General features: G+C 60.7%; 12 protein-coding genes. 4 read left to right on the top strand and 8 right to left on the bottom strand.

Going from position 1 to position 12,600, the window contains the following annotated elements; genetic code table 11:
* Positions 1 to 83: 83 nt before the first annotated feature.
* A complete protein-coding gene (locus J3P86_RS06650; RefSeq protein ID WP_434569488.1) occupies positions 84 to 1,517 on the top strand; it encodes a M48 family metalloprotease in 1,434 nt (477 codons plus the stop codon).
* Between the two features lie 64 nt (positions 1,518 to 1,581).
* Here J3P86_RS06650 and J3P86_RS06645 read toward each other — a convergent pair whose 3' ends face one another.
* The 4 genes from J3P86_RS06645 to rpoE form a co-directional block, all read right to left on the bottom strand.
* Positions 1,582 to 3,009: a DegQ family serine endoprotease gene (locus J3P86_RS06645; RefSeq protein WP_305496214.1), complete on the bottom strand. Its 1,428-nt coding sequence runs from the start codon at positions 3,007 to 3,009 to the stop codon at positions 1,582 to 1,584.
* A 227-nt stretch (positions 3,010 to 3,236) separates the two neighbouring features.
* Positions 3,237 to 4,184, bottom strand: a complete 948-nt coding sequence (locus tag J3P86_RS06640) for a MucB/RseB C-terminal domain-containing protein (protein WP_434569490.1) — start codon at positions 4,182 to 4,184, stop codon at positions 3,237 to 3,239.
* Between the two features lie 8 nt (positions 4,185 to 4,192).
* Complete coding sequence (locus J3P86_RS06635) at positions 4,193 to 4,780, bottom strand: sigma-E factor negative regulatory protein (RefSeq protein WP_434673753.1); 588 nt, start codon at positions 4,778 to 4,780, stop codon at positions 4,193 to 4,195.
* A gap of 30 nt (positions 4,781 to 4,810) precedes the next feature.
* The gene (rpoE, locus tag J3P86_RS06630) at positions 4,811 to 5,392 is read right to left on the bottom strand and encodes an RNA polymerase sigma factor RpoE (RefSeq protein ID WP_003172477.1); all 582 of its coding nucleotides are present in this window, start codon (positions 5,390 to 5,392) and stop codon (positions 4,811 to 4,813) included.
* A 559-nt stretch (positions 5,393 to 5,951) separates the two neighbouring features.
* On the opposite strand from rpoE, the gene nadB reads away from it, so the two are divergent.
* Positions 5,952 to 7,568 (top strand): L-aspartate oxidase, encoded by a 1,617-nt coding sequence (gene nadB, locus J3P86_RS06625; RefSeq protein ID WP_434625440.1) that lies wholly within the window; start codon positions 5,952 to 5,954, stop codon positions 7,566 to 7,568.
* Here nadB and J3P86_RS06620 read toward each other — a convergent pair.
* Together J3P86_RS06620 and J3P86_RS06615 are read right to left on the bottom strand one after the other, a co-directional pair.
* Positions 7,537 to 7,989 carry a protein YgfX gene (locus J3P86_RS06620; protein WP_434569492.1) on the bottom strand — a complete coding sequence of 151 codons (453 nt, stop codon included), beginning with the start codon at positions 7,987 to 7,989 and terminating at the stop codon, positions 7,537 to 7,539. The genes nadB and J3P86_RS06620 overlap by 32 nt on opposite strands.
* Positions 7,973 to 8,227, bottom strand: a complete 255-nt coding sequence (locus J3P86_RS06615; protein WP_039593311.1) for a succinate dehydrogenase assembly factor 2 — start codon at positions 8,225 to 8,227, stop codon at positions 7,973 to 7,975. The genes J3P86_RS06620 and J3P86_RS06615 overlap by 17 nt, the downstream gene beginning before the upstream one ends.
* Before the next feature lie 149 nt (positions 8,228 to 8,376).
* On the opposite strand from J3P86_RS06615, the gene J3P86_RS06610 reads away from it, so the two are divergent.
* Both J3P86_RS06610 and J3P86_RS06605 read left to right on the top strand, forming a co-directional pair.
* Positions 8,377 to 9,318, top strand: a complete 942-nt coding sequence (locus J3P86_RS06610; protein WP_434699709.1) for a YgfZ/GcvT domain-containing protein — start codon at positions 8,377 to 8,379, stop codon at positions 9,316 to 9,318.
* A 36-nt stretch (positions 9,319 to 9,354) separates the two neighbouring features.
* Positions 9,355 to 10,176 (top strand): HDOD domain-containing protein, encoded by an 822-nt coding sequence (locus J3P86_RS06605; RefSeq protein WP_434569494.1) that lies wholly within the window; start codon positions 9,355 to 9,357, stop codon positions 10,174 to 10,176.
* Positions 10,177 to 10,230: 54 nt separating this feature from the next.
* On the opposite strand, the gene J3P86_RS06600 is transcribed toward J3P86_RS06605, so the two are convergent.
* On the bottom strand, positions 10,231 to 11,622 hold the full coding sequence (locus J3P86_RS06600; RefSeq protein ID WP_434625444.1) for a sensor histidine kinase: 1,392 nt from the start codon (positions 11,620 to 11,622) through the stop codon (positions 10,231 to 10,233).
* Positions 11,615 to 12,286: a response regulator gene (locus tag J3P86_RS06595; protein ID WP_305496222.1), complete on the bottom strand. Its 672-nt coding sequence runs from the start codon at positions 12,284 to 12,286 to the stop codon at positions 11,615 to 11,617. The genes J3P86_RS06600 and J3P86_RS06595 overlap by 8 nt, the downstream gene beginning before the upstream one ends.
* Positions 12,287 to 12,600: the final 314 nt, after the last annotated feature.

Below are 12,600 nucleotides of genomic sequence, written 5' to 3'. Positions count from 1 at the left end.
CAGGTCGTCGAGCGGCCTAGAATATCTGGTCCCGGACCCGCTGTCCGGCTACAGTAAGGTCTTTGTCGACTAAGGCTTCGTGCATGACATTTCTGCGCCCCACCCTGCTGACGCTCGCTTGCCTGCTCGCCTCACCGGGCTTCGCCGACGACCTGCCGTCACTTGGCGATGCCAGTTCTGCCATCGTCTCGCCGGAACAGGAGCATCAGCTGGGCCGCGCCTGGCTGGCCTTGTTGCGCAGCCAGGTCTCGCAACTCAACGATCCGCAGCTCAAGGACTATGTCGAAACCAGCGTCTACAAGCTGGTGGAGACCAGCCAGGTCAACGACCGGCGCCTGGAATTCATCCTGATCAACAGCCCCCAGCTCAACGCTTTCGCCGCGCCCGGCGGGATCGTCGGGGTCAACGGCGGCCTGTTCCTCAACGCCCAGACCGAAGGCGAATATGCTTCGGTCATGGCCCACGAGCTGGCGCACTTGTCGCAACGCCATTTTGCCCGCGGCGTCGAAGCCCAACAGCGCATGCAGGTGCCGATGATGGCGGCGCTGCTGGCCGGCATCGTGATTGCCGCCGCCGGTGGCGGTGACGCCGGGATCGCCGCCATTGCCGGGACCCAGGCCGCCGCCATCCAGGAGCAACGGCGTTTCTCGCGGCAAAACGAACAGGAAGCCGACCGCATCGGCATCCAGAATCTGGAGAAGGCCGGTTACGATCCGCGGTCGATGCCGACGATGTTCGAGCGTCTGATGCGCCAGTACCGGTTTGACGCCAAGCCCCCGGAATTCCTGCTGACTCACCCGGTCACCGAATCGCGCATCGCCGACACCCGCAACCGCGCCGAACAGGCCAAGCCGGGCGGAATCGAGGACAGCATGCGTTACCAACTGATCCGCGCGCGGGTCCAGTTGACCTATGAAGAAACCCCCGGCCTGGGGGCCAAGCGCTTCCGCGCACAGCTGGACGAGAACCCGAAGAGTGACGTGGCCCGCTACGGACTGGCGATCGCCCAGATCAAGGGTGGCCAACTGAATGAAGCCCGGGAGAACCTCAAGCCATTGCTGGCCAAAGCGCCCAACGAGATCATCTACAACCTCGCCCAGGTAGACCTGGACATCACCAGCAACAAGCTGGCGGACGCTCAATCTCGCGTGGATCGACTGCTGAGCCAATATCCGGGCAACTACCCGCTCAATCAGGTGCGCGTCGATCTGTTGCTCAAGCAGAATCGCCCCGCCGATGCGGAAAAGGCCCTGGAAACCCTGCTCAAGAGCCGCCCGGACGATCCGGACATCTGGTACATGGTGGCCGAGACGCGTGGCCTGTCAGGCAATATCATTGGCTTGCACCAGGCACGCGCCGAATACTTCGCGTTGGTTGGCGACTATCGTCAGGCGATCCAGCAACTGGACTTCGCCAAACGACGCGCCGGGAGCAATTTTCCTTTGTCATCGCGCATCGACGCCCGCCAGCGCGAACTCATGGAACAGGAGCGCATGGTCAAGGACATGATGGGCTGAGCATTGACCAGGCATAAAAAAACCGCCTCGATATCGAGGCGGTTTTTTTCAGCTCAATGCCGACTTATTCAGCCAGCTTGAAGGTAATGAAGCTTGCACGCCCCTGGCGCAGGACGCGCATCGACACCGAGCGATTCTTCGGCAACGCCTTGGCGATGTCGGTGAACTCCTTGGCCGAGCCGATGGCCTGGTTGTTCAGGTGAGTAATGATGTCGCCAGGTTGCAGGCCGATCAACGCAGCGGGACCGTCCTGTACTTCCTTGATCACCACACCACCCTGCAATTCCAGGGTTCGCTTCTGCTCATCGGTCAGCTCGACCACCGCGACACCCAGGCGATTGCTGCTGCGCTCGACGCCGGACTTGGGCAGCGAATCCAGTTCCTTGCCTTCTTCCGGGATCGCGCCGACAGTCAACTCGACATTCTTGCGCTTGCCTTCGCGAATCACTTCCAGGTTGGCCTTGGCCCCGGCCTTGAGGGCGCCCACCAGATGCGGCAAGTCGGCGGACATGACGATCGGCTGCCCATTGAGGCTGAGAATCACATCGCCCACTTGCAAGCCGCCCTTGGCGGCCGGACCACCTTCCTGGATCTGCGCCACCAGCGCGCCGGCAGGTTTCTCCAGGCCAAACGACTCGGCCAGGTCCTTGTTCACTTCCTGGATGACCACGCCCAGCCAGCCACGGCTGACCTTGCCCTCGCTTTTAAGCTGGTTGGATACATCCAGGGCCACGTCGATCGGAATAGCGAAGGACACCCCCATGAAACCGCCCGAACGGGTGTAGATCTGAGAGTTGATACCCACCACTTCGCCGTCGAGGTTGAACAGCGGCCCACCGGAGTTGCCCGGGTTGATCGGCACGTCGGTCTGGATGAATGGCACGTAGTTTTCGTTTGGCAGGCTACGCCCAATGGCGCTGACGATGCCCTGGGTCACGGTATGGTCGAAGCCGAACGGCGAACCGATTGCCACCACCCACTGGCCGGCTTTCAGGTTCTGCGATTTGCCGAGCTTGAGCACCGGCAGGTCCTTGCCTTCGATTTTCAGCAAGGCCACGTCCGAACGCGGGTCGGTGCCGATCAGCTTGGCCTTCAGTTCACTGCGATCTGCCAGGCGCACGAGGATCTCATCGGCGTCGGCAATCACATGGTTGTTGGTCAGGATGTAGCCGTCTGGCGAGATGATGAAGCCCGAGCCCAAGGACTGCGCTTCACGCTGACGACCACCGCCAGGCGAACGCGGCTGTGGCATCCCTCGCTCGAAGAACTCGCGCAGCATGGGCGGCAGGCCTTCCAGGTCCGGCATCTGCGGGTCCATCACCCGACGCTCCGGCAGCTTCTGCGTGGTACTGATGTTCACCACGGCAGGCGAAGCCTGTTCGACCAGTTGAGTGAAGTCCGGCAACTCGACCGCCACAGCGGGAACGGCCTGACCGAGCACCAGCACGGTGGCAAAAATGGAGAGATAGGTTTTCAAGCGTGGTATCGACATACGGCTCCCGTTACGACGAGCATGGTTAAGCGATATGGAGCAGAAATACCTGGGAACGATACGCCAGTATTTTTGTTCCGCAAACAGACAAGGCCAGAGCCGAGCGGCTCTGACCTAATAGAAAAAAACTGGTTATTTTGCAAATGAAAATGCTGACAGGAAGTTTCAGCATTTTGCTCAAGCACGCTTGCCGGCCTCTTGCGCAATCGAGCCACCCGGGCAGCGTGTTATTGGGCTGCCGCGACGTCGGAACGCATGGACAATGCGATCCGTTCCGCCGTACCGATAGGTATTTCGCCAACTACCGTCACCATCATCTCGCCTTGGGGTGTAGTAAGCCGACGCGATACCGCTGCGGTCGGGCCAAGCTGCGTGCGGGTGTCGGTGGCAGTTGCACCGTTCAGCGGCTCCAGGAACACCGAGAAACGGGCCAGGCCATCGTCATACATCAAGCTACTGACCTGGATCTTGGTGTCCGGGTCCTTGTGCGCAGCGCTACTGGTCAATTCAAAGCCGGGCGGAAGCCAGTCGGAATGCCAGGCGGTTTTCACCGTGGCGGCCTTACCGGGCCCCTGCGCAACAGCCTTGCATTCGACACTGGCCTGCAGATCAGCGTCTGAAGGCTCACCGATGTTCAAGCGAGTGAATTGGAAACGTTCGAGCAACTGGCCTTTGTCACTGAGCAACAGGGACTTGAGCGGCAAGCCGGTCTCTCTGTCGAGATGCAGCTCAAAGCCATAGCGATGCTGATCCTTGGGGGTCAGGGCGACAATGACAGCCTGACGCCCAGCCACGCGCGACTTGCCAATAACGGCAAGGTCATACCAATTCTTGAGTTTCTGCGGATCGAGCGCACGTGCGGTGCCATCTGGCGTATTGCCCAGCCCGGCGATCAAGGTGCCGCTGACGCATTGAGTCTTTCCGTCAATGCGCATGACCTCCTGTGCCGAACCATCGAGCTGGAGCAGCCGCTCGCGGACTTTGCCATCCTGGACGCGATGCCAGATGTTATGGGTAGAAAAACTACCGTTACGCTCGTAAACGAAAGTGCCTTGGAAGCTTTGCTGCTGCTCGGCTTGACTCAGACGATTGAGCCAGTCCTGAGCTTCACCGGCATAGGCTGGAACAACGCACCAGCCACCTACCAGAAGCGAGAAAAGAGGTATGGCGCGCATGGTCCTCCTTAACGGTTTTCCAGACTGGCCGCACGAGCGTATGGCAGCGCGCTTTCAGTACCTTTCAGCGCAGCCTGCTGGGCATGCTGACGCAGGTAATTAGGCAAACGCTGATCATGCCAGCCTGGCTGGCCTTGCAGTACACCGTTGGTCATCGGACCGGCAGCTTCCGAACCTTCGCTGTAGCCGGCCAGTACCGCCGGACCCTTGACCTGTGGTGCTGCCAGGCCAGGCTGATTGGACTGCTGCGCCATTTGCACGCCGGCAATCTCATCCTGGTTGTACAGACGCACACCTGCCAATACAGCTACGGTAACCGAGGCAGCAACTGCCAGGCGACCCAGGCTGCGCCATGGTCCGCGAGAGGCTTTTGCCGGCACGGCTTCGTCAGCCAGCGCAGCAGAAACGGCCGCAGCGATATCCAGGCGTGGAAGCAACAAGTCCTTGTGCATCACCGCCCGGGCAATCTGGTAGCGAGCCCAGGTCTCACGGGTTTCAACATCGTCAAAGGCATTTAATACCCGACGCAATTCCAATTCGTCCGCTTCGTTATCCATCACTGCGGACAGCGATTCCTGCAGGGCTTCACGACTCATGGCGTTCCTCTCTTGGCTGTCGCCGCTGTCTCAGTTTTCCTGCAACAATGGTTGCAGGGCTTTATCGATGGCCTCCCGAGCGCGGAAGATCCGGGAGCGCACGGTACCCACCGGACATTGCATGACGCTGGCAATGTCCTCGTAACTCAGACCGTCGAATTCACGTAAAGTTAACGCCGTACGCAAATCTTCAGGCAGTTGCTGAATGGTTCGATGGACAGTGCCTTCGATCTCATCCCGCAGCAATGCACGTTCCGGTGATTCGAGATCCTTGAGGCCGTGATCGCCGTCATAGAACTCTGCATCCTCGGAGCTAACATCGCTATCCGGCGGCCGGCGGCCGCGTGAAACCAGATAGTTTTTCGCCGTGTTGATGGCGATGCGGTAAAGCCACGTATAAAACGCGCTATCCCCGCGAAAATTACCAAGTGCCCTGTACGCCTTGATGAAAGCTTCCTGGGCAACATCCTGGGCTTCATGGGTGTCGTGCACAAAACGCACGATCAACCCGAGAATTTTGTGCTGGTATTTCAGCACTAGCAGATCGAAAGCTCGCTTGTCGCCGCGTTGAACGCGCTCGACCAGCTGCTGATCCTCTTCCTGGGTTAGCATGAACACTCCTCGATAAGCTCGAAGGAGGCTTGCATTACTAATCGTCCAAGCTTGCAACCATAGACTCGGGCTTTTCGCAAAAGTTCTCCCCCTTCCAAGCAAGTTTCCGGCGTGCTCTGATCCGGCACGCACGAAAAACGCAGCACGGGATTGCCCGGCCGCGCGAATAATCTGTCGTCGGGCCTGTCGGATGGGACTCGAATCGAAGTCCTGCACCAACCCGACGCTGTTCCCTTTTGCAGACAACCGTCTATTGAACCTAGGCGCTTGGCAAAAGTTCCCACCATTTGTAGCTCTTCGAAACGAAAATTTAGCAACCGTGACGAGATAAACAGCGTTCTGTCCTCGAAAAGGCTGCGTTGTCGCCGTTTCAGCAAAACCTTGATCCGACGAAGCGCGTCGCTTCCCTGTCGCACTGGTTCCATATTGCCATGAACGCCCGGCTATTGTGCCGATCCCCCCCTCTATATACTAGTGGGCTGCACGGTCGCCTGCCCCCATTGAACCGGATGCCTGGCCCCCACCCCGACCCGGGTCGCTTTGAGCGGAAACCATTCGAATGAGCCAACAGTTTCAACATGATGTTCTGGTAATCGGCAGCGGCGCCGCCGGATTGAGCCTTGCGCTGACATTGCCAGCGAACCTGCGCATAGCAGTGCTGAGCAAAGGCGACCTGGCCAACGGCTCGACGTTCTGGGCCCAGGGCGGCGTCGCCGCCGTGCTGGATGACACGGACACTATCCAATCCCATGTCGACGACACGCTTAACGCCGGCGGCGGGTTGTGCAATCGCGAAGCCGTGCGTTTTACCGTCGAGCACAGCAGGGAAGCCATCCAATGGCTGATCGACCAGGGCGTGCCTTTCACCCGTGACGAGCAATCGGGCACCGAAGATGGCGGCTTTGAATTCCATCTGACACGCGAAGGCGGCCACAGCCACCGGCGGATCATCCATGCAGCCGATGCGACCGGCGCGGCAATTTTCAAGACCCTGCTGGCCCAGGCCCGGCAACGGCCGAACATCGAATTACTGGAACAGCGAGTCGCGATCGACCTGATCACCGAGAAACGCCTCGGCCTGGAAGGCGACCGCTGCCTGGGGGCCTATGTGCTCAATCGTGGCACCGGCGAAGTCGACACCTACGGGGCGCGCTTCGTGATCCTCGCCTCCGGCGGCGCGGCCAAGGTCTATCTCTATACCAGCAACCCCGATGGTGCCTGCGGTGACGGCATTGCCATGGCCTGGCGTTCAGGCTGCCGAGTGGCGAACCTGGAATTCAACCAGTTCCACCCCACTTGCCTGTATCACCCCTTGGCCAAGAGCTTCCTGGTGACCGAGGCACTGCGCGGCGAAGGCGCTCATCTGAAGCTCCCCAACGGCGAACGCTTCATGCAGCGCTTCGATCCTCGCGCCGAACTGGCCCCACGGGACATCGTTGCGCGGGCCATCGACCATGAAATGAAGCGCCTGGGCATCGACTGCGTGTACCTGGACATCAGCCACAAACCCGAAGCCTTCATCAAAAGTCATTTCCCCACGGTGTATGAGCGCTGCCTGGAATTTTCCATCGACATCACCAAGCAGCCGATCCCGGTGGTGCCAGCGGCGCATTACACCTGCGGCGGGGTGATGGTCGACCAGCACGGCCGCACCGATGTACCCGGCCTGTATGCGATTGGCGAAACCAGCTTCACCGGATTGCACGGAGCCAATCGCATGGCCAGCAATTCGCTGCTGGAATGTTTCGTCTATGCCCGCTCGGCGGCGGCGGACATCCTCGATCAGTTGCCGCAGGTTGCCATCCCGACCACCCTGCCTACCTGGGATGCCAGCCAGGTGACCGACTCGGACGAAGACGTGATCATCGCCCACAACTGGGACGAACTGCGGCGCTTCATGTGGGACTACGTCGGCATCGTACGCACCAACAAGCGCCTGCAACGGGCCCAGCATCGGGTGCGTTTGCTGCTCGATGAGATCGATGAGTTCTACAGCAACTATAAAGTCAGCCGCGACCTGATCGAGTTGCGCAACCTGGCGCAGGTGGCGGAACTGATGATTCGCTCAGCCATGGAGCGCAAGGAAAGCCGAGGACTGCACTACACCCTCGACTACCCGGACCTGCTGCCCGAGGCATTGGACACTATCCTGGTGCCGCCCACCTACGCCGGCTGAACCTGAGCCGGACCCGCAGGCGCCGATGGACATCCGGCGCCAGCGCGTCGCGGGGCACGCACAACGAGCGGACCCACCACTCGCCCCGCAAGCGAAAGCGCAGCACCACAATCATCGGCAATGCCAGGCTGTCCGGCCGCAACTGCACCGCCTGCCAGCCGCCGCCCTCGCTCCAGAGCTGCCAGCCGTCGGCATCGCGACGCAAACCACGAAAAGCCTGGCGATGGCTCAGCAACAGATATCGCGGTAGCACCCAGGCGCCGTGGCCCAGGCACAACATCGAAGCAACGACTGCGAGCCAGGGAGGAATCGAGCACAGAAACAACGAGCCCAAGGCAAACACCTGGGCCAGGAGATAGGCCGCCAGCAGCTGCCGGGAGGCGCGCCAGCGGCACTCGAAGCGGCTACTTGGGCTGGACACGGTCCAGGATCATCCGGACCATGCGCTGCAGTTCCGGATCCTCGGATTCACTGCGTTCCATGAACCAGCCGAACATGTCCTGATCCTCGCATTCGAGCAAACGGACGTAACACGCACGGTCGACTTCATCAAGGTGTGGGTAGACCTCCTTCACGAACGGCACCAGCAGCACGTCAAGCTCAAGCATGCCGCGGCGGCTGTGCCAGTAGAGGCGATTCAGTTCAACATCTTCGACCATGGAGCACTCCTCAAATAGAGCGCAAGTATACAGGCCCGGCCGTAGCGGAACAGACGGCTTTGGTCGGGCGCCTCCGATCCTTTGTGAACTACCCATTTCAAGGGCGTCCCCTTATGATGTCTGCCAGACCTTTTACCCTGCGATGACCCATGGCTGATTCCGCTTTTTTCTGCACCCTGTCCCACGAAGGCGTTCTCGCGGTCCGTGGCGTGGACGCAAGCAAATTCCTGCAAGGCCAATTGACCTGCAACCTCAACTACCTGAGCGACAGCCGGGCCAGCCTCGGCGCACGTTGCACCCAGAAGGGCCGGATGCAATCGAGCTTCAGGATCCTGCTTGAAGGCGACGGCGTGCTCCTGACAATGGCCAGCGAATTGCTCGAACCGCAACTGGCGGACCTGAAAAAATACGCAGTGTTCTCCAAATCCAAGCTCACCGACGAGAGCGCCGCATGGGTTCGTTTCGGACTGGAAGGCGCCGATGCCACGCTCACCGACCTGGGCCTGGAACTGCCGGTCGATACCGACAGCGTGGTTCGCCATGAATCCTTGATCGCCATCCGCGTCTCTCCAGGCCGCGCCGAACTCTGGGCTCGCGCCGAACAGGCCGATACGCTGCGCACTCGCCTGAGCGCGAAACTGGCCGAAGGCGATCTCAACCGCTGGCTGCTGGGCCAGGTTCGCGCGGGCATTGGCCAGGTCATGCCGGCTACTCGCGAGCTGTTCATTCCGCAGATGCTCAACCTGCAGGCCGTAGGGGGCGTGAGTTTCAAGAAAGGCTGCTATACCGGCCAGGAAATCGTCGCGCGCATGCAGTACCTCGGCAAGCTCAAGCGCCGGCTGTATCGCCTGCAGCTGGAGGCAGGCGAGCTGCCAGAGCCGGGCACTCCACTATTCTCCCCCACTCACGGCAGTTCCATCGGCGAAGTGGTCATTGCTGCCCGCGCCGAACAAAACATTGAACTGCTGGCGGTGTTGCAGGCCGAAGCAGCGGAAGATGGCAATTTGCACCTCGGAGCTTTGGAAGGACCCGCGCTACAATTGCTGGACTTGCCTTACGAACTGGACCGCGACCGCGAAATCCAGCGTTGATCGCAACATTTTGTCGCAACACCCTAGAGAACCGAAATGAGCGATTTGGCGGATAAGGTCCAGCGGGATTTGGTGGCGGCCATCGATAATGATGACCTGGTCCTGCCAACATTACCGGAAGTGGCCATGCAGATTCGCCGGGCCGCCGAAGACCCGGAAATCAGCGTCAGCAACCTGAGTAAAGTGATTGGTCGTGACACCGCCCTCTCGGCGCGCCTGATAAAAGTAGTCAACAGCCCCCTGCTGCGTGCCACCCAGGAAGTAACGGACCTGCACACGGCCATCACGCGGTTGGGGGTCAACTACAGCAGCAACCTGGCGATCGGGCTGGTCATGGAGCAGATATTCCATGCTCGCTCCGAAGTGGTTGAGCAAAAGATGCGGGAAGTCTGGCGCAAGAGCCTGGAGATCGCCGGCGTCAGCTATGCGTTATGTCGCAGCTACACGCATCTCAAGCCCGATCAGGCGGCGCTGGGTGGACTGGTCCATCAGATCGGCGTGCTGCCGATCCTGACGTACGCCGAGGACAACAATGAACTGCTGTCGGACCCGGTCAGCCTCAATCACGTCATCGAGACGATCCATCCCGTGCTGGGGGACAAGCTGCTCAGCGTCTGGGAGTTTCCGGAGCGGTTGGTGAAGTTGCCGGGGCTGTACCTGGATTTCACCCGAGACTCGAAGCAACTCGATTATGTCGACCTGGTGCAGGTTGCCGCGCTGTACTGCTACAAGGATGCCGACCACCCGCTGAGCAGGATTGACGCGTTCGGGGTTCCGGCGATCAGGAAGCTGGGCATCGACCTGGACAACAAGGACCGCTGCGCGGATATCGAAGAAGCTCGGTCGATGTTTTATTAAGCAGGCCGGGCAATGAATGTGTGTTGGTCACAATCTGTGGCATTCGGCTCGGGCTCATTCTGAGCCAGGAGCAAAACTCACTCGCACCTTCAACCCGCCCTCCTGCCCATCATGCAGGGTGATCTGCGCCAGATGCGCACGGCAGATTTCTCCGACAATTGCCAACCCCAATCCCGAGCCGGCCACTTGCTGGTTGCGCCGATAGAAGCGCTCGAATACCCGTTCCCGCTCAGTCTCGGGAATGCCCGGGCCGTCATCCTCGACTTCCAGTACCGCCGGCGCGGTGACCCGCAGGATCACGTTACCGCCCGAAGGAGTATGGGCCAGGGCATTGTCCACCAGGTTGCTCAACAGCTCGTTGAGCAAAGTCGGCTCGCCCCGTAACCAGACGGGTTCATCGGCTTCCAGGGCCAACGCAACCCCACGGGCATGGGCCAGTGGCGCCATGGCCATGCCCAGTTCTCGGGCGAGCTGGCTCAGGTCGAGCAACTGTGCACCGCCTTCGGCAATTGCCCGCGCGCCGTTCTCCACCCGCGCCAGCGACAGCAGTTGATTCGCCAGATGGGTCAAGCGATCAGTGCCCTGGGCGGCGGTTTCCAGGGTTTCGCGCCAGGTCGACGGTTCGCTGGCGCGCAAGCCCAGCTCCAGGCGAGCCTTGAGCGCCGCGAGTGGCGTGCGCAGCTCATGGGCGGCATCGGCAATGAATTGCGCCTGGCGTTCGAACTGGCCGCGCAGCCGTTCGGTGAAATGATTGAGGGCACGTACCAACGGCCACAATTCGTGCTGGACTTCCACCAGCGGCAACGGCCGCAGATCGTCCGGCTGGCGTTCCTCCACCGCCGTGCGCAAGCGTTCCAGCGGGCGCAACGCCGCGCTGACCGCGAACCACACCAGCAACAGCGCGCCCACCGCCAGCATGCCCAGCCGCAACAAGGTATCGGCCATCAAGCCGCGGGCCATGCTGACCCGAGCTTCTTCGGTTTCCGCCACGCGGATTTCCGCCATGCCGTTCATTTCGGGTTCGCTCACGGCCTTGAGCAGGCTCACCACGCGCACATTCTGCCCTTGGTAACTGGCGTTGTAGAAACGTGCCAGCGCCGGGTAATCGTCGGTGCGCGGCGTACCGGGCGGCGGCCCGGGAAGATTCTCGTAGCCGGAGATCAGCTTCTGGTGGATGTCGTTGACTTGATAATAGATACGTCCGGCACTGTCATAGGCGAAGGTGTCCAGAGCGACATAAGGTACGTCCGCGCTGAGGGTACCGTCGCGCTGCGAAAGACCGGCGGCGATGGTTCTGGCCGACGCCAGGAGCGTCCGGTCGTAGGCCGTATCGGCGGCTTCACGACCATTCCAGTAGGCGCTCAGGCCACTGGCGAGCATCAGTACCACGAGCAACGAAGCGAGGTTGCGAAGTAGCCGCCAGCGCAGGCTGTCGGGCTTATGCATCGCGGTTTTCCAACAGATAGCCCAGTCCGCGGAATGTCACGATTGCCACCGCATGGCCGTCGAGCTTCTTGCGCAGGCGATGGACATAGATTTCGATGGCGTCGGGACTGGCCTCTTCATCCAGGCCGAACACCTGGGCTGCCAGTTGTTCTTTGCTCATCACCCGCCCGGGCCGGGCGATCAACGCTTCCAGGACAGCCTGCTCGCGAGAGGTCAGGGTCATCAGTTCCTCGTCGAGGGTAAAGCGCCGGGTGTCCAGGTCGTAGACCAGCCCACCACAGCGCTGCTGCCGCTCGCCACCCAGTACGCTACGGCGCAGCAGTGCCTTTACCCGCGCCTCAAGCTCGGTGAGTTCGAAAGGTTTGGCCAGGTAATCGTCGGCGCCGAGGTTCAGGCCATGGACCCGATCCTTGACGTCGCTGCGAGCGGTCAGCATCAGCACCGGCAGCGTCTTGCCCCGCGCCCGCAAGCGCGCCAGCACCTCGAAGCCGTCCATGCGCGGCAGCCCGACATCAAGGACCGCCACCGCGTATTCCTCGCTGCTCAGGGCCAGATCGGCGGCCACCCCGTCGTGCAGCACATCCACCGTCAACCCTGTGCTCTTGAGGGCCTGGGCGACACTTTCGGCGAGCTGCAGATGGTCTTCGACGAGCAGGACACGCATGGGATTTTCCTCGATTCAGGGATGGTCGGGGCCATTCTTTGGCGCGGAGTTTACAGCCGCATCCGCCACTGTGAAGCTCAAAATCATCCTGACAGCTTTTGAAAGGTTAGCGAAAGGTTGGGCCGCTAGAGTCGCTCCACGGACAGTTTCGACTGCCGGTCGCGAAACACATCGCGAAACGAAAAACGCCTCGAAGCGTTTTCGCCGAATAAAAACAATAAGCGGAGTATTCATCATGCTGTCCGTACAGCTTCTGGCTTCAACGCCCACCCGCCATTCCTGCCCCAACCAGACTACCCTTGCCTGTGCCGCTG

The sequence above is a fragment of the Pseudomonas sp. D1-1 genome (assembly GCF_051132225.1).
In the GTDB taxonomy this organism is placed as follows: Bacteria; Pseudomonadota; Gammaproteobacteria; order Pseudomonadales; family Pseudomonadaceae; genus Aquipseudomonas.
This window is presented reverse-complemented; position numbering and strand designations above follow the sequence as displayed.

Coding starts and splice junctions, on each gene's coding strand:
- J3P86_RS06650 (WP_434569488.1), top strand. CDS start 84: ATGACATTTCTGCGCCCCACCCTGCTGACGCTCGCTTGCCTGCTCGCC.
- J3P86_RS06645 (WP_305496214.1), bottom strand. CDS start 3,009: ATGTCGATACCACGCTTGAAAACCTATCTCTCCATTTTTGCCACCGTG.
- J3P86_RS06640 (WP_434569490.1), bottom strand. CDS start 4,184: ATGCGCGCCATACCTCTTTTCTCGCTTCTGGTAGGTGGCTGGTGCGTT.
- J3P86_RS06635 (WP_434673753.1), bottom strand. CDS start 4,780: ATGAGTCGTGAAGCCCTGCAGGAATCGCTGTCCGCAGTGATGGATAAC.
- rpoE (WP_003172477.1), bottom strand. CDS start 5,392: ATGCTAACCCAGGAAGAGGATCAGCAGCTGGTCGAGCGCGTTCAACGC.
- nadB (WP_434625440.1), top strand. CDS start 5,952: ATGAGCCAACAGTTTCAACATGATGTTCTGGTAATCGGCAGCGGCGCC.
- J3P86_RS06615 (WP_039593311.1), bottom strand. CDS start 8,227: ATGGTCGAAGATGTTGAACTGAATCGCCTCTACTGGCACAGCCGCCGC.
- J3P86_RS06610 (WP_434699709.1), top strand. CDS start 8,377: ATGGCTGATTCCGCTTTTTTCTGCACCCTGTCCCACGAAGGCGTTCTC.
- J3P86_RS06605 (WP_434569494.1), top strand. CDS start 9,355: ATGAGCGATTTGGCGGATAAGGTCCAGCGGGATTTGGTGGCGGCCATC.
- J3P86_RS06600 (WP_434625444.1), bottom strand. CDS start 11,622: ATGCATAAGCCCGACAGCCTGCGCTGGCGGCTACTTCGCAACCTCGCT.
- J3P86_RS06595 (WP_305496222.1), bottom strand. CDS start 12,286: ATGCGTGTCCTGCTCGTCGAAGACCATCTGCAGCTCGCCGAAAGTGTC.